Genomic DNA, 20,074 nt, shown 5'->3' on the forward strand with positions numbered 1-20,074 from the left:
GCGCACTAGTGTACCCCCGGCAGTTCGTTCTCGTTATGCAACTTTTCGACTATTTCGTCAATCTTACCATCGACGTAGTTGTTGATGTATTGCTGCACCTCTTCTGGCATTGGCAAACCATGCTGCGCTTCCAATTGGGCGGTTAATAGCCTCGCGACTTCAAGGACACGCTCACTGCGAACCGTTTCCCATACTTTTGTAAATAGCGGTTCATACTTGGCGCGGAGATCGGTAAGTGTGGTCACTGATCTGTTGATCTCAGCAATCGATCGCTCGATCATTTGCACATTTTCATCAATTTGTATCTCGGTTGGAAGACTCTCGTAAATCATCGGCAGTGTCTCGGCAAAACTAGGATTCTTGGCTAACGTCGATGCAAACTCGTGCGCAGCGATCTCGTCGGCCTGTCGCTGCACCACGTTGATGATGCTGGGAATCAGCTCAAGTGATGCCTCCGAGTCGCTCGTGACGTCCTGACCACCCCGCGTCTTTGCCAAAGTATCGATGATTGTCGTCCATCTCTCAGGTCGTTCGCCATATCTGATGCCGCGACCAACGATATCTGCAAGTTTTTCATAGAGATTTGCCCATTGATGCTGCAGCTTCGTCCTGATTTGTATTTCTACGGGAAGGTTGTTGTGGAATACGACCAGGTGAACGGCGCGATACCCTTGTAATGGCGTCACCCTGCGGTCGTATTCTTTGGGCTTCTTGTTTTCAGATGTAGTAAAGAGTTCGCGTAGATCGGCAACGATTCTGTCTTGTTCTATCCAGTCGATATCGAGTACGATCCGCATTCCTGCGAGGTCTTGGATGTTTGGTAGCGAGCCGCCGCCGGATCGTTTTAATTTCTCGAGAATCGTGCCGGTATTCTTCACGCGTGGCGTTGCATTGATTGATAGTGTACTTTGTACTAGCTCTACTGCTTCGCTCAAGGATTCGTCATAAATACTTAGCAAATCATGAAGTTGCTCGATATGCTGCGGATCGGACGGATTCGACTTGGTCAGATTCTTTCCGAGCCTTGCGATTTGTGACTTCGTCCATTTCGCTTCGGAGGGCATGCGTCATTCTTGCATAGTTGGAGCTGTGCCGCTCCCGCTGACTGCGCAGGCTCGTCGACAGTTGCTGCTCGGTCGCGCCTCACTTCTCCGTCGAAGGTCATCAATGCCGTCAACACGATTGCTACTATGCTAATCGCGTGACGGAGTACCCGGAGGCACTTAAGTGGAATCCCAGGGGCACCGCCGACGGTGTAGCCCGTTGCTTGTCGACGCGGACGACAAGCTCATTGAGCGTCTTCCGCGCTTTCGTCCACGCGGCCTCGTCAGTGCCTTTGATGGTCTCTCGGAGATAGACCCTTTTCCCTGTGACGGGGTCCTGTCCCGCGTACACCTTGACCCGGAGCGTGCCCGCTCGCTCCTCGATCTGGCCCCGCTGCCGACCTCATCTGCGCGTGAACGACCCATAGTCCCAGGTTGCTCGCACCCCGGCCGCGCTCAATGATCAACATGTTCGATTGTTCGTGCTGGTCAAGAGTGGTGCCCCCGGTCAGAGTCGAACTGACACTGGACGGATTTTGAGTCCGCTGCCTCTGCCGGTTGGGCTACGGGGGCGTCGGGGGAGGACTCTACGCGATCACCTCGAACACGCGCGCGAGGGTTGCCGCTACCGGGTGATGTCAGCGCCGTCACGTCCGGCCTGGGGTTCACGGGGGATACGCGACGGTAGGCTTCAGGCTTCCCGTTTCCGGTAGCAAGGAGGACCCCGGTGACCGATGTGGCTACCGAGGCCCAAGGTCCCGCTCCCCGTCGGGTGCTGGTGGCCGAGGATGAGGCGTTGATCCGGCTCGACCTGGTCGAGATGCTCCGGGAAGAGGGGTACGAGGTCGCCGGTGAGGCCGGTGACGGTGAAGAGGCTGTGCGGCTGGCCGGTGAGCTCAAGCCCGACTTGGTGATCCTCGACGTCAAGATGCCCAAGATGGACGGTATCGAGGCCGCCACCATGATCGCCGGTGAGCGGATCGCTCCCGTGGTCATGTTGACCGCGTTCAGCCAGCGCGACCTGGTCGAGCGGGCCCGCGACGCCGGTGCCATGGCTTATCTCGTCAAGCCCTTCGCCAAGCACGACCTGGTGCCCGCGATCGAGCTGGCAGTCAGCCGCTTCTCCGAGCTGCAGGCCCTCGAGACCGAGGTCGCCGGGCTGACCGAACGCCTGGAGACCCGCAAGGTCATCGAGCGCGCCAAGGGGCTGCTGATGAGCAAGCAGGGCCTCTCCGAGCCGGAGGCGTTCCGCTGGATCCAGCGCACCGCGATGGACCGCCGCACCACCATGAAGGCGGTCGCCGAGGCCGTAGTGGAGAACATCAACTAGACGACGGTGAAGCTCTCCAGCACCGACGTCCGGTCCCCATCCACCCCGATCACCCGCGCCTCCAGCACGTGTCTGCCCGACGTGAACCCGTTGAGCGACAACGGGATCGAGTAGGTCCCACCCGGTGACGGCCCGCCGATCGACGTCGGCAGGCTCGCGACCATCCGCCCGTCGGCCCACAGCTGGAACCCCTGCACGCCCGCCACCGCCCCGGTGTCCCATTGGGACCGTTCCCCGGCGAGCCGCACCGTGACCACGAGCCTTCCCTGCGGGGTCACCGTCGGCGCCGGCATCGGGACTCCGCCCGAGTCGCCCAGTTCGATCGACAACGTGGGCAGGGCGTCGCGGGAAGCGCGGTCCGCTCCCCTCGACGAGTCAGGCGGTGGGGGAGTGGCCACCGACAGCTCCAGGTAACTTTCCTGGACCACCACCCCAGGTTCCGCCCCCGGCGCGCGCACCACGAACGGGCTCAACGCCTCCCCATCAGCTCCGAGCAACGCCTGCGGGACCTCGGCGATCACCGTCACCGTCGACCCCGCCGACCGCGGCGGACCCGGCACCGCGGGCGGTGCGGGCAGCACATCGGTGCCCAACTGGATCGTCGCCGCGGACGTGTCCACCGCGCCGGACACCGTCATCGTCACCACGATCCGCGCCGACAGCGCGTCCGCCAGCAGCCGCCGCGAGATCCCCAGGGCGGGGGCGGGCGCGTCCGGCGCCAGCACCTGCCGGGTGGCCAGGTTGACCGACCTCTCCACCACCGACGGCGCGACTGCGGGCGGCCCGCTGAACCCGGCCGCCGCGACATGCACGCGCGACCGCCTGCCCTGCGGCCCGCGCATCCCGATCAGCGCCGACGCCTCCGACCAGCGCGGCACCGCCCCGGACACCCCGACCGTGCGCCCGTCCTGCAGCACGAACACCCCGGACGTCGTCACCCGAACCTCGAACAGATGCAGCACGCCGCCCCCACGCGCGGGCACCGCGGGCGGTACCTGCGCGGTCACGGTCCGCTGGTCCAGCCCCGCACCCGTGTTGACCCGCACGCCCCCGTCGTCCACCAGCACCCGGATGGCCCCCGCGGGCAGCGTCGGGTCCTCGCCCGCGTGCGGCGTGCTGCGGACCGCGCCGATCCGGTCGGCCGGACCCGGCACCAGGTCGAGCGTCAGCCGACCACCCGGGCCCGCCGCGTCGGTGAGGACCACGAAACGCCCGAGCAGGCCGCCGTCGGACTCGGTCAGCCGCAGCGGCTGCCGGGCCCGCAGCACCGCCTCGTCGGCGCCGCACCCGAGGTCGATCGGCAGCCCCACCTCGCCGGGCGCCCGCGCCCCCAGGTCCACGCAGCCCCGGTAGCCGGACAGGTGCCACAGCGACCCAGGCACGTCGGACCGCACGGACGCGTCGTCGCGGAACTCGTCGAGCAGCCCGGTCAGCCCTTCACGCCACCCGGCGTCGCCGCGGCCGGGCCTGCCGCCCACGACAGTGGGCTCGGACCGCTGCCCGAAGCTGTCGACGGCCCGCACCTCGATCTTGTAGTCGGCGTCGTCGACGAGCCCGTCGAGCTGGGTGTCCGGCGTCGCGACGAGCTTCGTCCGGGCCGGTGCGCCGCCGCCTTCCCAGCGGACCTCGTACCCCGCGGCGTCGCTGCCGGCCCACCACACTCGCAGCCTTCCGGGAGCGGGGTCCGAGGCCACGTCACGTGGCGCCGCGGGTGGCTTCCCGGGCTCTGGGAGCAGCACCCGGTCGTCGGCGAATCGGCTCACCCGTTCAGGGGTTGCGGTGATGGTCGAAGGTCGCTCCGGGGGCGGTGATTCGTCACTCGGCGTACGCAACGTCAGGACGGCCCCCACGAGCACGGCGACCGCTCCCACCCAGATGAGCACTCGTTTTCCGCTGACCACGACCGCAGCGTATTGGCACGTCTCGCTAATGCGTAGCCCATCAGCGCCCAGTGTCCGACCCTCGAACACCAGCGCTCACTTTCGTTGCAGTCTGGTCACGAGCAGCCTAGGCACGTGACTACTCCTCGTCAGGTCACTACTTTCCGCCCCAACCCTCAAATAGGTATGAGGGCGAGGTTCGGCATGCTGTACGGCATTGTCGGACGAAGCGGAGAAGGGACGTCACGTGCGTAACCAGACGGTGAAGGCCGCGGTGCTGGTCGCTGGCGCGTTGTTGCTCGCAGCCTGTGGCACCAACAAGGAAGAGACCGGTGCGGGCGGGGGCAACCAGGCCTGTGACCAGAGCAAGGGCACCCTGGTCATCGGCGTCATCGCGCCGCAGTCCGGTGGTCTGTCCGCGCTTGGCCTCGGCATCAAGAACTCCGCACAGCTCGCGGCCGACCAGGCCAACGAGAAGTGCGCTGTCAAGGGCTACAAGCTCGCTGTGCAGACCGAAGACGACCAGGCGACCGCCCAGGTCGGCGCGCAGGCAGCCACCAGGCTTTCCTCTAACGCGAATGTTGTCGGCGTCGTCGGCACGCTGAACTCCTCGGTCGCGCAGAGCGTGCAGCCGATCCTCAAGGGCAAGAACATCGTGATGGTGTCGCCCGCCAACACGAACCCGTCGCTGACGCGTGGCGCCGAGTACGGCACCGCCCCCAAGCGCGGCTTCGAGAACTACTTCCGCGTCTGCGCCACCGACGACCTGCAGGGCCCGTTCGCGGCCAAGTACCTGGTCGGCAAGGCGGGCAAGAAGAACATCGCCATCATCACCGACGGCAAGACCTACGGTAAGGGTCTCGCGGCGGAGTTCCAGAAGCAGGCCGAGAAGGACGGCGCCAAGATCGCCGCCCAGGGCACGGTCGGCGAGAAGGACACCGACTTCGCCGGCGTCATCGGCACCATCAAGGGCTCCAACCCGGACGCGGTCTACTACGGCGGCGAGTACCCGCAGGCGGGTCCGCTCTCGAAGCAGATGAAGGACGCCGGTCTGAACATCCCGGTCATGGGTGGCGACGGCATCTACGACGACAAGTTCATCGACCTCGGCGGCAAGGAAGGTGACCTGGCCACCTCGGTCGGCGCGCCGACCGACACCCTGCCGAGCGCGAAGGCGTTCGTCGACGCGTACAACGCGAAGAACTACAAGGACAAGTTCAGCGCCTACGGTGCGTTCTCCTACGACGCCACCAACGCCATCATCGCCTCGCTCGGCAAGACCCTTGGCGACGCGGGCACGTGGGGCGACGACAAGCGCGCTGACCTGATCAAGAACGTCGGCGAGTACTCCGCCCAGGGTGCCACCGGCGAGATCAAGTTCGACCAGTACGGCGACAGCACCAACAAGCTGCTGACCGTCTACAAGGTGACCGCGGGCAAGTGGGCGGCTGACGAGACCGGCACGTTCGGCGGCTGATCCAGCTAGCTCTTTGTCCAAATAGACGGTTGTGGCGGGGGCAGGCAATGACGCCTGCCCCCGCCACTCTTGGAGGTAGACGTGGCCACGCTGCTACAGCAGCTTGTTAACGGCCTCGTGTTGGGCGGCTTGATCGCGCTCATCGCGTTGGGCTACACGATGGTGTACGGCATCATCCAGTTGATCAACTTCGCCCACGGCGAGGTCTTCATGGTGGGCGGGTTCGCCTCGCTCGCGACTTACTCTTATGTCCTGCCCGATAGCTGGAAGAGCGACTGGTGGGTCGCGCTTCCGCTGATGGCTATCGGTGGTGCGCTTGTCGCCGTCATCCTCTCGGTGATCGTCGAACGGTTCGCCTACCGTCCGCTGCGCAACGCGCCGCGACTGGCGCCGTTGATCACCGCATTGGGTGTCTCGGTTGTTCTCAAGGAAGCTGTCCGCCTGTGGTACCCGGGCGCGACCGCTCCGGTCCCCTTCCCGCGTGTCTTCGTCGACAAGCAGTTCACCCTCGAGGTTTTCGGCGGCACTGTGACGATCGGCTCCACCGCGCTCCTGATGATCGCGGTCTCGATCATCGGCGCGATCGCCCTGCAGACCTACATCACCAAGTCACGGATGGGTCGCGCGATGCGCGCCACCGCGCAGGACCCGGACACCGCCCGGCTCATGGGCGTGAACCCGAACCGCACCATCGTGCTGACGTTCGTCATCGGTGCCGCCCTTGCGGGCATCGCCGGCGTGCTCTACGGAATCCAGATCACCAACGTCGACACCGAGGTCGGCTTCCTCTACGGCATCTTCGCGTTCACCGCGGCGGTCCTCGGCGGAGTCGGCAGCATCAAGGGTGCGGTGATCGGCGGTTTCGCGATCGGCATCGTCAAGACCCTGTCGGGTCAGTACATGTGGGGCGGAACCCAGTACGACCTGGTGTGGATCTTCGTCATCCTGATCGCGGTGTTGGTCTTCCGGCCGCAGGGTCTGTTCGGTGAGCCGGAAAGGGTGCGCGCATGAGTGTCAAGGAAGTTCTGTCGCCTGCCCAGGCGCGCATCCTGGTCATCGCCGGTGGTGTGCTGGCGATCATCGCGGCACTGATGCCGTGGGCCACTTTCACCCTCAATGAGGGTCCGTACCCGGACAAGTCGACGCTGCAGTTCTTCGACGCGCCGTTCCTGGTCAGCGGGTTCCGCATGCACACCCTGCTCATCGGTGTAGCGGTGCTGGTCGTGGTGTTCTCACCGTTCAACGTCCGCAACCGGGTGCACCGCGCGCTCGGCTGGGGCCTGACCGGTATCGCTGTTGTGAACACCGGCTTCATCCTGGCCAACGGCGGCGGACTCGGCGCCATCACGGCCGCCGACGGCAACTTCGCCTTCGGTGGCATCATCGGCATCGCGGCGGGCGTGCTGATCATCGTCGCGTCCAAGGCGGGCGAGCTTGAGCCCATCCCGCACTGGAACACCAAGGTTCCGCGCCTGGTCGCCTATGCGGCGCTGATCATCGCCTACGTCGCGCTGCTGCTCGCCGTCGCGATGATGCTCAACGCCGGTGGCCAGGGTGGTGTCGGCAACCCGTACGCGGGCCCGATCTTCCTGTCGCTGCTGGCATTCCTGGCCGGTGTGCTGGGCGCCCTGCACGGGATCGGCCTCACCGGCTGGATTTCCCGGCTGTCGGACGAACACAAGTGGTTCAGCGTCATCGTGCTGCTCGTGGTCGCCCTGGCGCTGCCGTTCACCGAGGCGGGCACCGACTACTGGATGACCACCGCGGCCAACATCGGCGTCTACGCCGCGACCGCGATCGGTCTGAACATCGTCGTCGGCCTCGCGGGCCTGCTCGACCTCGGATATGTCGCGTTCCTCGGTATCGGCGCGTTCGTCGCGGCGAACTTCTCCGGCGCGGTCACGTCGAAGCTCGGCATCGAGGGTGAGCTGCCGTTCCTGGTGGCGGCCATCATCGCCGCGATCGTCGCGGGCATCTTCGGCGGAATCGTCGGCTCGCCGACGCTGCGGGTGCGCGGTGACTACCTCGCGATCGTGACGCTGGCCTTCGGTGAGATCTTCAAGAAGTCCGCGCAGAACGACATCGGTGGACTCACCGGCGGCGCGAACGCGATCCCGGGCGTGCCCGCGATCAACTGGTTCGGCAAGCCGTTCGACGAGTCGCTCACCATCGGGTCGATCAAGCTGCCCTCCGGCGTCCTGTACTACGTCCTGATCATCGTGCTCGTCGCGCTGGTGATGGTGGTGTTCGCGAACCTCAAGAACTCGCGCATCGGCCGTTCCTGGATCGCGATCCGCGAGGACGAGGACGCGGCGCGCGCCATGGGCATCAAGACCGGCAAGGCGAAGATCCTCGCCTTCGTCATCGGCGCCACGCTGGCCGGTTTGGCCGGTGCGGTGTTCGCGCACAAGACCTCGACGGTCGCCTACGACAGCTTCCAGTTCATCGAGTCGGTGACCCTGCTCGCGGCGGTCATTCTCGGCGGCATGGGGTCCATCCCGGGCGCCGTGCTCGGTGCGGCACTGCTGTTGGTGCTGCCGGAGAAGCTGCGTGAGTTCTCCGACTACCGGCTCCTGCTGTTCGGCCTCGCGCTGGTGCTGATCATGCGCTTCCGGCCGCAGGGCCTCGTGCCGGACAAGCACCGACGTGCCGAGTTGGCCAATGAAGGCGCCGAAGGGGTGCCGATCGAGGAGCTCAACTTGCCTGACGACACCCCCGGCGGCGCGAAGGCGCAGGTGGCCCGATGACCGCGACCAGCAATGCGCCGGTGTTGTCGGCCTCCAATGTCACCATGGTCTTCGGCGGTCTGACCGCGCTCAAGGACGTCAACATCGAACTGCACGAGGGCCAGATCCTCGGGCTGATCGGTCCCAACGGCGCGGGCAAGACCACGTTCTTCAACTGCCTCACGGGTCTCTACACCCCGACCCGCGGCTCGGTCCGGCTCAAGGGGCGCACGCTGCCCAGCGACCCGGCCAAGGTCACGGTCGCCGGTGTGGCGCGCACGTTCCAGAACATCCGGTTGTTCCCCAGCATGACCGCGCTGGAGAACGTCCTGGTGGGACGGCACTCGCGGATGAAGCAGGGCCCGATCGCGTCGCTGTTCCACGGCCCGGCCTTCAAGAAGGGCGAGGCTGACGCGAAGACTCGGTGCCTGGAGCTGCTCGACTTCGTCGGACTGTCCGGTTTGGACGACGAACTCGCGCGGAACCTGCCCTACGGTGACCAGCGCCGCCTGGAGATCGCCCGAGCACTGGCCACCGATCCGGCGGTCCTGCTGCTCGACGAGCCCACGGCGGGCATGAACCCGCAGGAGACCGAGGCGGCCCGGCAGCTGATCTTCGCGATCCGCGAGCTGGGTATCGCCGTGGTGGTCATCGAGCACGACACGAAGTTCATCTTCTCGCTGTGCGACCACGTCTCGGTGCTCGTGCAGGGCGAAATGCTGGTGGAGGGCTCGCCCGAGGTCGTCCGAGGTGACCCGCGGGTCATCGAGGCCTACCTGGGCAAGCCCCCGGAGGAGGTCCAGGCGGAGGTGGACGCGTACGCGGCGGAGTCGTCGGCGGAGCGCACTTCCATCATGGAGCCCATCCGCGATCCACGCCCCAACGAGGGAGGCCAGCAGTGACCGCACTGCTCGAGGTTGAGAACCTCAGCGTCGCCTACGGCGCGATCGAAGCCGTCCGGGACGTCTCGTTCTCCGTCGAAGAGGGCCAGATCGTCAGCCTCATCGGCAGCAACGGCGCGGGCAAGACCACCACGCTGCGCACCATTTCCGGGTTGCTGCGGCCGAAGTCGGGCGACATCCGGTTCGATGGGAAGTCGATCGCCAACGCCGACGCGCACGAGATCCTGGAGAAGGGTGTCGCGCACTGTCCCGAGGGCCGCAGGCTTTTCGGCCGGATGACGGTCGAGGAGAACCTGCAGCTGGGCGCCTATGTCCGCAAGGACGCGGGTGTCGCGAAGGACATGGAGCGGGTCTACGAGCTGTTCCCCGTGCTCGGTCAGCGCCGCCAGCAGAAGGCGGGCTTGTTCTCCGGTGGTGAGCAGCAGATGCTCGCCATCGGCCGGGCGATGATGGCGAAGCCGCGGTTGCTGATGCTCGACGAGCCCTCGATGGGTCTGTCGCCGATCATGACGCAGCGCATCTTCGACACCATCAAGGAACTGCAGTCGCAGGGCACCACGATCCTGCTGGTCGAGCAGAACGCTCTGGCCGCCCTCGCCCAGTCCGACCGCGGTTACGTGGTCGACCTGGGACGCACGACGCTGGAAGGCCCGGGTCACGACCTGCTGGCTGATTCCCGTGTTCGCGCGGCCTACCTCGGCGAGGACTGACAGTTCGAAAGCTCTGAGTCGTGAGGGGGGCCGCTCCCGGGTTCGGGTGCGGCCCCTCACCCTTTCCCGCCTCGGCGCACGGCGGTGCCGAGGATCTCGGTGATCGGCTGCGCGACTCGGTCGAGCAGGTCGGCTCCGTACACGCACAGGGTGCTTTCCCACGGGTGGCCGAAGGTGCCATGACGCAGGTCGTCGGACGTGTAGAGGAAGTAGTCGCCGTCGGGGAAGCAACCGCCTGGCCACGAGGGTTGTCCGACTCCGCCGACCCGGTGCGGGTCGAAGCGGAAGCCCTCGTGCTGCCAGTCGAGCCAGTACAGGTCCTCGCCGGGCGGGGTGCAGGTGCGCAATCCGGATTCCACGAGCGCCTGGAGCCGGTCGATGCCGGATTCGGTGTCGGGCAGGCGCCAGGTGATGGAGTCGGAGGGTTCGGCGATGCCCGGGAAGGCGGCGGTGTGGGGCCGGAAGTGGAAGTCGCGGTGGATGCGGTTCCAGAGTTCGCGGTGGTCGGGTTCATCCGATAACCGGGTCACCGATGTTTCCATGACGTGGACCGTAGTGGCATCGGTGTTTCGGGCAGCGAGATCACTCAGCCGAACGGTCGCGTTGCGGAGCGTGAGAAGTACCGGTCTGATTGCCGCATGATCACCAATCGGCAGCCCGCCCGGATGCGGGCGTTGGGAATGGAACTGGCGGCGGCCCGGGCCCGGATGGGCTTGAACACCCGCGACGCCGCACAGGGGATCGGCTCATCACCCGCGACTGTAAATCGCAGCGAGAAGGCCAAGCGGGTATCTCCGATCACGGATGTGGCCGGCCTATTGGCGCTATACGGCGTGACTGGTTCCGATCGGGGACGGATCCTCGAATTGGCCCAAAACCTGGATGCCCTGGAATGGTTCGAAACTGGTGACCGGCTCCCTTGGCTGCTGCCCTTCCTTGCCGCATTCGAAGCCGAGGCGCGATCGCTGATGGAGTTCGCGCCCGCTGTCGTGCCTGGCCTTCTGCAAACGCCTGCTTACGTGCGAGCGCAGCACGTCGCTGTGGGCGTGACAGGGGCGGATCTAGACGGGATGGTCGAGGCGCGCCTCAATCGGCAGAAGGTTCTGGCCAAGCTGGTGAGCCCGCAATACACCGCAGTCATCGATGAGGCCGTCCTGCGGCGGCCGTGCGGTGGATCAGAGGTGATGGTGCAGCAGATCAATTGGCTGATCGGCCGGGCGAAGATCCCGCACATCAACATCCATGTGATCCCCAACCGGCACGGCGCTTATCCGAATCCCGGCATGTACATCATGATGGGATTCGCCGATGCCCCGCCGATCGCCTATGTCGAACATTTTGGCGTGGCCGGGTTCATCGACGCCCCCGCTGGCGTCAGCCGGTTTCAAGATCGCACTGATACGCTGATGAAGTTCGCGCTGGGGTCCGCCGATACGGTGAACTTCCTGACCAGGATGGCGGCCGACTACGAACGGAGCTGAAACACGGTGCACGCGGAGTGGCGGAAGTCGACGTTCAGCAACCCCACCGAAGCCGCGTGTGTCGAGGTTTCCTACGCCACCGATCTCCGTGTCCGTGATTCCAAGAATCCTGATGGCGGCACGCTGAGGTTCCCGGAGTCCTCCTGGTCGCCTCAGCGCCTCGCCGACCTCTAGCCCTTATCGCCCGGCGCGCGGTCCAGGGCCACGCACGTCAGTCGCGCCGTGCACGTCCGCTTGCCGCTGTCCTCGGTCATCACGATCTCGAACGTCGACGTCGACCGCCCCACGTGCAGCGGCGTGCACACCGCCGTCACCAAACCCTCGCGGGCCGCACGGTGATGGGTGCACGACAGCTCCAGCCCGACGACCAGCTTCCCCTCGGGCGCGTTCAACGCCGCCGCGATCGAGCCCAGCGTCTCCGCCAGCACCGCGCTCGCGCCACCGTGCAGCAAGCCGTACGGCTGCAGGTTCCCCTTGACCGGCATGGTCGCCACCAGCCGGCTCTTGTCCCACTCCGTCACCTCGATGCCGAGCTTGTCGGCGAGCAGCTGGTCGGCCACTTCCGGGCGCAGACCAGGGATCTTCGACGGGTCGATGGTGCTCATGGGGACCTCCGATGGGTGACGCTGGGTCGATCGACCCCGACTCTCGGCAAAGCTGTCAGTGCCCCAGCCTAGACTCGCGGCGTGCCAGCGCAGACCGAAACCCGACCGCTCCCCGTCACCACCACCGAAGGCCGGCGATTGCTCTTGATCGACGGACACTCGATGGCCTACCGGGCGTTCTTCGCGCTGCCCAAGGAGAACTTCTCCACGGGCACGGGCCAGCACACCAACGCCGTCTACGGCTTCACCTCCATGCTGATCAACCTCCTGCGTGACGAAGCCCCCACCCACCTCGCGGTGTGCTTCGACGTCTCCCGCAAGACGTTCCGCAGTGAGTCGTACCCCGAGTACAAAGCCAACCGCAGCGCCAGCCCGGACGAGTTCAAGGGCCAGGTCAGCCTCATCGAGGAAGTTCTCAACGCCCTCTGCATCCCGAAGCTGGCCAAGGAGAACTTCGAGGCCGACGACCTCATCGCAACCCTGACCACCCAGGCCGTGGCCGACGGGTTCGACGTCTCCATCTGTACCGGCGACCGAGACGCGTTGCAGCTGGTCAACGAGCACGTCACCGTCCTCTACCCGGTCAAGGGCGTCTCCGAGCTGGCCCGCTACACGCCCGATGCCGTGCTGGCGAAGTACGGCGTCACGCCCGCCCAGTACCCGGATTTCGCGGCCCTGCGTGGCGACCCGAGCGACAACCTGCCCAAGGTCCCCGGGGTCGGCGAGAAGACGATCACCAAGTGGATCCAGCAGTTCGGCTCGCTCAACGACCTGATCGACCGGGTCGACGAGGTCAAGGGCAAGGTCGGCGACTCGCTGCGGGAGAACCTCTCCAGCGTGATGATGAACCGCCAGCTCACCGAGCTGGTCCGCGACGTCCCCCTGGAGCTCACCCCGGGTGAGCTCGCGGTGCGCGCGTGGGACCGCGACGCCGTGCACCGGCTGTTCGACGAGCTGGAGTTCCGCGTCCTGCGCGACCGGCTCTTCGCCACCCTCACCAGCGCCGAGCCCGAGGCCGACGAGGGCTTCGAGGTCAGCGGCGGCGCCCTGGAGGCAGGCGAGCTGCCCGGCTGGCTGGCGAAGCACGCGCCGAAGGGCACGCGCATCGGCCTGTCGTTCAAGGACGACCAGGTCGGCGTGTCCGGTCAGGCCGTCGAACTGCGAGCGGTCGCGCTGTCCACCGCGGGCGGTGAGGGCGTGTACGTCGACGTCACCGCGCTGACCGAGGACGACGAGCGCGCCTTCCGCGACTGGCTGGCCGACCCGGACATCCCCAAGCTCGCCCACGACGTCAAGCGCTCGCTGCACGCTCTGCGCAACCGCGGCTGGTCCCTCGAAGGCCTCGCCACCGACACCGCGCTGGCCGCGTACCTGGTCCGCCCGGGTCAGCGCACCTTCACCCTCGACGACCTGGTCCTGCGCTACCTCAAGCGCGAACTGCGGGTCGAGGACACGGCGGGGGAGCAGCAGCTATCCCTGCTCGACGAGGAAGGCGACGACGACCGCAAGATCGCCGCAGGCGAGATCCTGCGCGCCCGCGCGATCGCCGAGTTGGCCGACGCTCTGGACACCGCTCTGCGCGACGCGGGCCAGTACACCCTGCTCGGCGACATGGAGCTGCCACTGCTGCGTGTCCTCGCCGAGCTGGAGGCGGCGGGCATCGCCGTCGACACCGAGAAGCTCAGCGAACTGGAATCCCACTTCGCCGCCCGCGTGCGCGACGCCGAGCAGAAGGCGTTCGCGGTCATCGGCAAGGAGATCAACCTCGGCTCGCCGAAGCAGCTGCAGGTCGTCATCTTCGACGAACTCGAAATGCCGAAGACGAAGAAGACCAAGACCGGCTACACCACCGACGCCGAAGCGCTCACCACGCTCTACGCGCAGACCGGGCACGAGTTCCTGGAACATCTCCTCGAACACCGCGACGCGATGCGGCTCAAGGTCACCGTCGAGGGCCTGCTGAAGTCGGTCGCCGACGACGGCCGCATCCACACCACGTTCAACCAGACCATCGCGGCCACCGGTCGGCTGTCCTCCACCGAGCCGAACCTGCAGAACATCCCGATCCGCACCGAAGCCGGCCGCACCATCCGCGACGCCTTCATCGTCGGCGACGGCTACGCCGAACTGCTCACCGCCGACTACAGCCAGATCGAGATGCGGATCATGGCGCACCTGTCCGGCGATGAGGCGCTGATCGAGGCGTTCAACTCCGGCTTCGACTTCCACGCCGCCACCGCCGCCAAGGTCTTCTCCGTCTCGCCGACGGAGGTCACCGGCGAACAGCGCGCCAAGATCAAGGCGATGAACTATGGGCTGGCGTATGGCCTTTCGGCGTACGGACTCTCGCAGCAGCTGCGCATCTCCACCGAGGAGGCGCGCGGGCTGATGGACGACTACTTCGCAGGCTTCGGCGGCGTGCGTGACTACCTGCAGGAACTTGTCGGCCTGGCCCGCAAGGACGGCTACACCGAAACCATCTTCGGCCGCCGCCGCTACCTGCCGGACCTCACCAGCGACAACCGCCAGCGCCGCGAGATGGCCGAGCGGATGGCGCTCAACGCCCCCATCCAGGGCAGCGCCGCCGACATCATCAAGGTCGCCATGCTCCACGTCCAACGCGAACTGGTGGCGACGGGCCTGCGCAGCCGAATGCTGCTCCAGGTCCACGACGAACTGGTGCTCGACGTCGCCCCCGGCGAACACGAAGCCGTGGAAGCCCTGGTACGCAAGGAAATGGGCGGCGCCTACGAACTCCGCGTCCCGCTCGACGTCTCCGTCGGCTTCGGACGCTCCTGGAACGAGGCCGCGCACTAGCGTCGCATGTCACAGCATGGCCAGGCCCGGGCAGTCACCTAACTAGGCTGCCCGGGTGGATGTCTACGAGGTCATTGGCAAGCGGCGCGACGTGCGCGCTGAGTTCACCGGCGCGCCCATCGACGACGAGGTCCTGCGCCGAGTCCTGGGTGCCGCACACGCCGCGCCGAGCGTGGGCATGAGCCAGCCGTGGGACTTCGTCCTCGTCCGCGACCCGGACACGCGCGCCCAGTTCCACCAGCACGTCCACGGCGAGCGAGCCGAGTACGCGGCGACCTTGACGGGGGAGCGGGCCGCCACCTTCGAGCGCATCAAGATCGACGGCATCCTGGAATCCACTCTTTCGGTTGTGGTCACCTACGACCCGCACCGAGGTTCCCCGTCGGTCCTCGGCAGGCACGCCATCGCCGACGCCGGCCTGTACTCGGTGTGCCTCGCCATCCAGAACCTGTGGCTCGCCGCCACAGCCGAGGGCCTGGGCGTCGGCTGGGTCAGCTTCTACCGCGAGGAGTACCTGCAGGGGTTGCTGGGTATCCCGGCCACGGTGCGGCCGGTGGCCTGGCTGTGCCTCGGTCCCGTGGACCGGTTGCAGGAGGTGCCCGACCTGGAACGGCACGGCTGGCGCAGCCGGATGCCACTCGACCAGGTGGTCCATCACGAGCGTTACAGCACACACACGGGTTGACGCCCCGGTAACCTCGGGGATTCCCCGGAGGGAGACAGCGATGGCGGTACGGCGAGCGTTGGTCTTGGGCGGCACCGGAATGCTCACACGAGTAACCACGGGCCTCATCGCGGACGGCTGGCACGTCGTCCTCCCCAGCCGCCGCTACGCCCCACTGGCCGCCGAGGGCACCGGCCGAGCCCTGTGGGTGGAAGCCGACTGGTCCTACCCCGAGCGCCTGGCCGACCGAGCCGCCCGCGCCCTGGGCGGCCCGGCAAACCTCCTGGTCGCCTGGATCGAGAGCCGATCACGCGTGCCGGTCCTCAAGGCAGTGGCCCGCCTGCTCGCCCCCGACGCCCCGGTCGTGGAGGTCCACGGCAGCTCGTCGGCCGACCCGATCGCAGGCTGCCCGGACCCGGTGATCACCGACCACCCGACACAGCAGGTCGTGCTGCGCCCGGTCACGGACCGAGGTACCTCCCGCTGGCTCACCCACGCGGAAATCGCCGCCAGTGTCACCGACGCCATCCACCGAGGCCTGGATGGACGCCCCTCCGGCATCCACCAGGTCGGCGGCGTCCACGTCAGCTGACGCAAGGGATGGGCACCGCGTGGGACCGCAGCCGCGAGTTGGCGGCACCGCGGCCCGATCCGACTCCCGCCACTTTGGACGACGGCGGGCACACCTATCACCTGGTCCCGGACACCGGGTATTCAATGCTGATCGCCTGGCACGCGGGTGCCGAGAACCTGCTTCGCGTGCCTGACCACGCTCACCACACCGTGCTGGTCACAACCATCGACGCCACCGGCACCCGCTCCGAGTGCGTGCCCCGCACCGCCGCGGACCAAGACGTGATCGACGAAGGCATCGAGACGTACCTCGCCGACGCGAACGTTCCAGCACCACCGCGCGGCTACCGCTGGTACCAACGGCTCCCCGACGGGCGCGCCGACCGCACCGATTTCGACCGCGCCATCCACACCGCGCTCATCGAACGCGTCCCCGACGGCGTAGCCGTCCATCCCCGCGACCTGGCGCCGCTGATCGGGCAGATCGTCACCACCCTCTATCGCTGAAGCCGCGTGTCCGGCAGCCACCAGGCCGGCAGTCTCCGCGCCCGCTGACCCCCGCGAGTCCAACGCTCACGACAACGAGTTCAACGCTCACGACAACGAGTCCAACCCTCGCAACGTCGAGTCCGACGCCCAGCACGAGCGCACCGTCAACCCGCGGTGCCCCGCAGCCCTCGGACCAGCATCAACACCGAGTCCCGCACCTCTTCCCGGCTCCGCTCCGGCGCGAACACCTGCCAGTCCAACGCCACCACCAGCACCGTCCCGAACAACGCCGCCGAAGCCGTAGGTACCGCCACCCCCGCAGGCAGCTCCCCACCATCCGCCAACCGCTGCAACTGCGCCCGAATGATCGAAGTCACCTGCTCCCGCAACAACGACAACGTCTGCTGCCACTGCCCAGGCGTCCGCCACAGCTCGCTCACCAACAGCTGCGCGAACGTCGGATACTCCGCGAAGAACGCCAGCATCCCGTCGATCAACCGCGACAACGTGTCCGAGGCATCCCCGTCCACCGAGCTCAACCGGGCCGCCAGCAGGTCAACCCCATACCGCAGCAGGGCGTCGATCAGCCCGTCCTTGCTGCCGAAGTTGTAGTACACCGTGCCCTTCGCGACCCCGGCCCCGGCGGCGATCTCGTCCACCGTCAGCCCGACCATCCCGCGCGTCCCCGCCAGCCGCAGGGTCGCGTCGAACAGCTTCCGTTTGGTGACGTCGGTCCGTCCCGGCCGGGGGCTCACAGCACTAGCTCCGGCCGCAACCGCTTGGCCGTCCACACCCGCTGCTTGCGGGCGGCAAGAGTCGACACCGCCAGCCCTCCGATCAGGTACGCCCCCAACACCGCCACGTCGACGACCACCCCGCTCAACGGACCGCCGTACATCAGGTGCCGCAGCCCGTCGACCACGTACCCCATCGGCAGCGCCTTGTGCAGCGGGTAGAGCGCCTCGGGCAGAGTCTGCCAGGGGAAGGTCCCACCGGCGCTGATCAGCTGCAGGATCAGCACGACCAGCGCGACGAACTTGCCCGAGGGGCCGAAGAACGCGTTGAGCGCGTGCACGATCGCGATGAACGCCAGCGACGTCAACGCCAGGAACCCGAGCGTCGCCAGCGGTCGCGCCGGGTGGATGCCGATGAGCGTGGTGACCGCGGTGAACATCAGCACCACCTGGGCGAGCCCGAGCAGCGCCGCGGGCAGCCAGCCCGCCAGAGCAGTGCGCACAGCCGGATACCCGGCGGCGAGCGCCCGAGATGACAGCGGTCGCAGGACCAGGAACAGCACGAACGCCCCGATCCACGTCGCCAGCCCGAGGAAGAACGGCGCCAGACCCGCGCCATACGACCCCGCCGAGTTCTCACCGACAGTCCGCACCGCCACCGGGTCGCCGATGGTGCGCGCGGTGGCGTCGCGGGTCGCGTCGTCGGGGTGCGGGATCGTGCCCAGCCCCGCCGTGAGACCGTCCCGCAGCTGCGTCGAGCCATCGGCCAGTGCCCTAGCGCCCGCGGCCAGCCGATCCGTGCCGTCGACCGCGGTCTGCTCGCCATCGCGCAGCGCGGCGGCGCCGTCGCGGAGCTGGGACGTGCCGTCGGCCAGCCGCTTGCCGCCGTCCGCCGCCTTCGAGATCCCCTCGGTCAGCGCGGGAGTCGCCGCGGCCAGGGTGTCCGCACCATCGGCCACCTGGTCGGCGCCATTGGCCAACGTCCGCAGCTGTGTCGCCGCCGTCTGCACCTTCCCGTTCGCCTGGTCGACCGGCGCGCGCAAACCCCGAACACGCGCCACCACCTCGGAGATCCGGTCTTCAGGCACACCTATCGCCCGCAATTGCCCGGCGATGTCGCTCTCCACACCGTCGAGCTTGTCCACGACACCCTGCGCGGCACCCGCGACCTCCTCGCCCGCGACCGCGACCCGCTCATTGCCGTCCGCGACCTGACGCGCACCCGAAGCAAGCCGAGCGGTCTGCGCGGGCAAGTCCTTTGTCTTGTCCCGCAACATGTTCAGCCCAGTCGACAGCTCACCCGCGCCGGACGCCGCAGTCGCGGTCCCGTCCGCCAGCTTCCGCGAACCGTCGAGCAGCGCCCGCTGGCCGTCGGCGAGTTTCGTGGCGCCCGCACTGGCCTGCCCGGCGCCGTCAGTCAGCTTCGACGCACCCGCCGCCGCTTCCTGGGTGCGCTGGTAGACCGTGCCGAACCCGACGAGGAACTTCTCCGCCGCCTCCTGGCCGACCTCCGAGGCCACCGACCGCCGCACCTCGCTCACCACCCGGTCGGCGATCGTGCCGACCAGGTAGTTGTTGGCGTCGTTGGTGGTGACCGAGATCAGCCCCTGCCGCGGCGCGAAGTCCGCGGTCGACGTCAGCGCCGAGGAGAAGTCCGCGGGCAGCGTCAGCGAGAAGGTGAACCGACCGTCGCGCACCCCCGCCTCGGCATCGGCGGCCGACACCTCGTGCCACTCGAACGCACCCGACTCCTTCAGCTTGTCGGCGACCTTGCGGCCCGCGTCGAACCGGGTGCCATCCGCCTTGGTCACGCCCTCGTCGGCCACGACCAGCGCCGCCGGGATGTGGTCGAGCCGGTCATACGGGTCCGCATTCGCGTAGAGGTACAGCGATCCGTAGAGCAACGGCACGAGAATCAGCGCCAGGATCGCCAGCCGGGGGAGTCGGCCGGTGGTGACGCGGCGCAGTTCGCTGCGGGCCAGGCGGAGGGTGTTCACGAGAGGGTCTCCAGGGGTGCGGGCTGGAAGTGTTCGCCCAGCCGGGCGGGAGTCAGCGGGAGCCGGTCGGCGGCGGCGGTGCCGCACAGGACGACGACCGCGCGGCCCGACTGGGCCTGCGCCAGCGCGGTGGGCCACCAGTCGCCCACATCGGCCGTGTGCCGGTCCGGGGTGTCGAGGACGAGCAAATCCACGCCGGGCCGCGCCAGGTCGGTGAGCAGCGCGATCCGGGCCGCCGCGGGCACCGCCTCGAACCGGGTCCGCGCGGTGAGCCCGTGCTTGTCCAACAGTTCGGTACGTGACCGGCGGACGCGAGTAAGCGCCAGTTCCTCGGCGATGACGTCGACGACCTTCAGACCGGGTTCAGGCTCGGTCACCCCGGGCGCGTCGACCAGCACCGCGCGCTCGCGCAGTTCGGCCGCGCCCGGCTCGACCGACCCGGCTGACGGGGTGATCCGGCCGGTCAGCGCCAGGCCGAACGCCGTGTGCCCCTGGCCGGGGTCGCCCGCGACCACCGCGAGCTCACCGGGCCGCACGCGCAAGGAGGTGGCCCGCAGCAGCGGCCCGTGGGCTCCGGTGACCGCGACGCGATCCGCTCGGACGTCCATACGGTGTCCCTCCAGTTGAACTGACCAGTCAGTACAAA

The 20,074-nt window shown here is 67.4% G+C and carries 19 protein-coding genes and 1 tRNA gene; 12 read left to right on the forward strand and 8 right to left on the reverse strand.

The annotated features are described in order from the left end of the window. Window positions 1-5: 5 nt before the first annotated feature. Both C8E96_RS21575 and C8E96_RS21580 read right to left on the reverse strand, forming a co-directional pair. A complete protein-coding gene (locus tag C8E96_RS21575; RefSeq protein ID WP_091375374.1) occupies window positions 6-1,064 on the reverse strand; it encodes a nucleotidyltransferase family protein in 1,059 nt (352 codons plus the stop codon). Window positions 1,065-1,539: 475 nt separating this feature from the next. Then, window positions 1,540-1,616, reverse strand: a tRNA-Leu gene (locus tag C8E96_RS21580). 154 nt (window positions 1,617-1,770) lie between these two features. On the opposite strand from C8E96_RS21580, the gene C8E96_RS21585 reads away from it, so the two are divergent. Beyond that, window positions 1,771-2,373 carry an ANTAR domain-containing response regulator gene (locus C8E96_RS21585; protein ID WP_091375380.1) on the forward strand — a complete coding sequence of 201 codons (603 nt, stop codon included), beginning with the start codon at window positions 1,771-1,773 and terminating at the stop codon, window positions 2,371-2,373. Here C8E96_RS21585 and C8E96_RS21590 read toward each other — a convergent pair. After that, window positions 2,370-4,136, reverse strand: a complete 1,767-nt coding sequence (locus tag C8E96_RS21590) for a fibronectin type III domain-containing protein (protein WP_133794659.1) — start codon at window positions 4,134-4,136, stop codon at window positions 2,370-2,372. The two genes, C8E96_RS21585 and C8E96_RS21590, sit on opposite strands and share 4 nt — an antisense overlap. Before the next feature lie 364 nt (window positions 4,137-4,500). On the opposite strand from C8E96_RS21590, the gene C8E96_RS21595 reads away from it, so the two are divergent. The 5 genes from C8E96_RS21595 (at window position 4,501) to C8E96_RS21615 (ending at window position 10,068) form a co-directional block, all read left to right on the forward strand. After that, window positions 4,501-5,730: a branched-chain amino acid ABC transporter substrate-binding protein gene (locus C8E96_RS21595; RefSeq protein ID WP_091375386.1), complete on the forward strand. Its 1,230-nt coding sequence runs from the start codon at window positions 4,501-4,503 to the stop codon at window positions 5,728-5,730. Window positions 5,731-5,811: 81 nt separating this feature from the next. After that, window positions 5,812-6,741, forward strand: a complete 930-nt coding sequence (locus C8E96_RS21600) for a branched-chain amino acid ABC transporter permease (protein WP_091375389.1) — start codon at window positions 5,812-5,814, stop codon at window positions 6,739-6,741. Beyond that, window positions 6,738-8,477: a branched-chain amino acid ABC transporter permease gene (locus tag C8E96_RS21605; protein ID WP_091375393.1), complete on the forward strand. Its 1,740-nt coding sequence runs from the start codon at window positions 6,738-6,740 to the stop codon at window positions 8,475-8,477. Before C8E96_RS21600 ends, C8E96_RS21605 begins: the two co-directional genes overlap by 4 nt. Next, window positions 8,474-9,358, forward strand: coding sequence for an ABC transporter ATP-binding protein (locus C8E96_RS21610; RefSeq protein WP_091375396.1), 885 nt, complete (start codon window positions 8,474-8,476; stop codon window positions 9,356-9,358). The genes C8E96_RS21605 and C8E96_RS21610 overlap by 4 nt, the downstream gene beginning before the upstream one ends. After that, complete coding sequence (locus C8E96_RS21615) at window positions 9,355-10,068, forward strand: ABC transporter ATP-binding protein (RefSeq protein ID WP_091375398.1); 714 nt, start codon at window positions 9,355-9,357, stop codon at window positions 10,066-10,068. Before C8E96_RS21610 ends, C8E96_RS21615 begins: the two co-directional genes overlap by 4 nt. A 56-nt stretch (window positions 10,069-10,124) precedes the next feature. Here the strand turns inward: C8E96_RS21615 and C8E96_RS21620 are convergent, their stop codons facing one another. Next, a complete protein-coding gene (locus C8E96_RS21620; RefSeq protein ID WP_091375401.1) occupies window positions 10,125-10,610 on the reverse strand; it encodes a DUF2716 domain-containing protein in 486 nt (161 codons plus the stop codon). A 96-nt stretch (window positions 10,611-10,706) separates the two neighbouring features. Between C8E96_RS21620 and C8E96_RS21625 the strand changes: the two genes are divergently transcribed. Together C8E96_RS21625 and C8E96_RS21630 are read left to right on the forward strand one after the other, a co-directional pair. Next, window positions 10,707-11,549: a helix-turn-helix domain-containing protein gene (locus C8E96_RS21625; RefSeq protein ID WP_091375404.1), complete on the forward strand. Its 843-nt coding sequence runs from the start codon at window positions 10,707-10,709 to the stop codon at window positions 11,547-11,549. 6 nt (window positions 11,550-11,555) lie between these two features. Beyond that, entirely contained in the window at window positions 11,556-11,723 is a 168-nt protein-coding gene (locus C8E96_RS21630; protein WP_091375407.1) for a DUF397 domain-containing protein, read from the forward strand. Here C8E96_RS21630 and C8E96_RS21635 read toward each other — a convergent pair. After that, on the reverse strand, window positions 11,720-12,154 hold the full coding sequence (locus C8E96_RS21635; RefSeq protein WP_091375410.1) for a hotdog fold thioesterase: 435 nt from the start codon (window positions 12,152-12,154) through the stop codon (window positions 11,720-11,722). The two genes, C8E96_RS21630 and C8E96_RS21635, sit on opposite strands and share 4 nt — an antisense overlap. A gap of 162 nt (window positions 12,155-12,316) precedes the next feature. Here C8E96_RS21635 and polA point away from each other — a divergent pair, with 162 nt between their 5' ends. Genes polA through C8E96_RS21655 form a run of 4 tightly spaced genes read left to right on the forward strand, consistent with a single transcriptional unit; the run spans window position 12,317 to window position 16,715 of the window. Continuing rightward, window positions 12,317-14,971: a DNA polymerase I gene (gene polA, locus C8E96_RS21640; protein WP_228769919.1), complete on the forward strand. Its 2,655-nt coding sequence runs from the start codon at window positions 12,317-12,319 to the stop codon at window positions 14,969-14,971. Between the two features lie 55 nt (window positions 14,972-15,026). Beyond that, window positions 15,027-15,656, forward strand: coding sequence for a 5,6-dimethylbenzimidazole synthase (gene bluB / locus C8E96_RS21645; RefSeq protein WP_091375417.1), 630 nt, complete (start codon window positions 15,027-15,029; stop codon window positions 15,654-15,656). 40 nt (window positions 15,657-15,696) lie between these two features. After that, the gene (locus tag C8E96_RS21650; protein ID WP_091375420.1) at window positions 15,697-16,227 is read left to right on the forward strand and encodes a Rossmann-fold NAD(P)-binding domain-containing protein; all 531 of its coding nucleotides are present in this window, start codon (window positions 15,697-15,699) and stop codon (window positions 16,225-16,227) included. Window positions 16,228-16,235: 8 nt separating this feature from the next. Further along, a complete protein-coding gene (locus C8E96_RS21655; RefSeq protein ID WP_091375423.1) occupies window positions 16,236-16,715 on the forward strand; it encodes a DUF5956 family protein in 480 nt (159 codons plus the stop codon). Window positions 16,716-16,861: 146 nt separating this feature from the next. On the opposite strand, the gene C8E96_RS21660 is transcribed toward C8E96_RS21655, so the two are convergent. From C8E96_RS21660 to C8E96_RS21670, 3 genes are read right to left on the reverse strand one after another with little or no spacing between them, the layout of a single operon-like run. Further along, on the reverse strand, window positions 16,862-17,452 hold the full coding sequence (locus C8E96_RS21660) for a TetR/AcrR family transcriptional regulator (RefSeq protein WP_091375427.1): 591 nt from the start codon (window positions 17,450-17,452) through the stop codon (window positions 16,862-16,864). After that, complete coding sequence (locus tag C8E96_RS21665; protein WP_091375430.1) at window positions 17,449-19,428, reverse strand: YhgE/Pip family protein; 1,980 nt, start codon at window positions 19,426-19,428, stop codon at window positions 17,449-17,451. Before C8E96_RS21665 ends, C8E96_RS21660 begins: the two co-directional genes overlap by 4 nt. After that, window positions 19,425-20,036, reverse strand: a complete 612-nt coding sequence (locus C8E96_RS21670; protein WP_091375437.1) for a P-loop NTPase family protein — start codon at window positions 20,034-20,036, stop codon at window positions 19,425-19,427. Before C8E96_RS21670 ends, C8E96_RS21665 begins: the two co-directional genes overlap by 4 nt. Window positions 20,037-20,074: the final 38 nt, after the last annotated feature.

The sequence above is a fragment of the Actinokineospora alba genome (assembly GCF_004362515.1).
GTDB lineage: Bacteria > Actinomycetota > Actinomycetes > Mycobacteriales > Pseudonocardiaceae > Actinokineospora > Actinokineospora alba.

Bases quoted from the DNA above. Each gene is read 5' to 3' on its own strand.
- C8E96_RS21575 (WP_091375374.1), bottom strand. From the start codon at position 1,064: ATGCCCTCCGAAGCGAAATGGACGAAGTCACAAATCGCAAGGCTCGGA.
- C8E96_RS21605 (WP_091375393.1), top strand. From the start codon at position 6,738: ATGAGTGTCAAGGAAGTTCTGTCGCCTGCCCAGGCGCGCATCCTGGTC.
- C8E96_RS21610 (WP_091375396.1), top strand. From the start codon at position 8,474: ATGACCGCGACCAGCAATGCGCCGGTGTTGTCGGCCTCCAATGTCACC.
- C8E96_RS21620 (WP_091375401.1), bottom strand. From the start codon at position 10,610: ATGGAAACATCGGTGACCCGGTTATCGGATGAACCCGACCACCGCGAA.
- C8E96_RS21625 (WP_091375404.1), top strand. From the start codon at position 10,707: ATGATCACCAATCGGCAGCCCGCCCGGATGCGGGCGTTGGGAATGGAA.
- C8E96_RS21635 (WP_091375410.1), bottom strand. From the start codon at position 12,154: ATGAGCACCATCGACCCGTCGAAGATCCCTGGTCTGCGCCCGGAAGTG.
- polA (WP_228769919.1), top strand. From the start codon at position 12,317: ATGGCCTACCGGGCGTTCTTCGCGCTGCCCAAGGAGAACTTCTCCACG.
- C8E96_RS21650 (WP_091375420.1), top strand. From the start codon at position 15,697: ATGGCGGTACGGCGAGCGTTGGTCTTGGGCGGCACCGGAATGCTCACA.
- C8E96_RS21655 (WP_091375423.1), top strand. From the start codon at position 16,236: ATGGGCACCGCGTGGGACCGCAGCCGCGAGTTGGCGGCACCGCGGCCC.
- C8E96_RS21670 (WP_091375437.1), bottom strand. From the start codon at position 20,036: ATGGACGTCCGAGCGGATCGCGTCGCGGTCACCGGAGCCCACGGGCCG.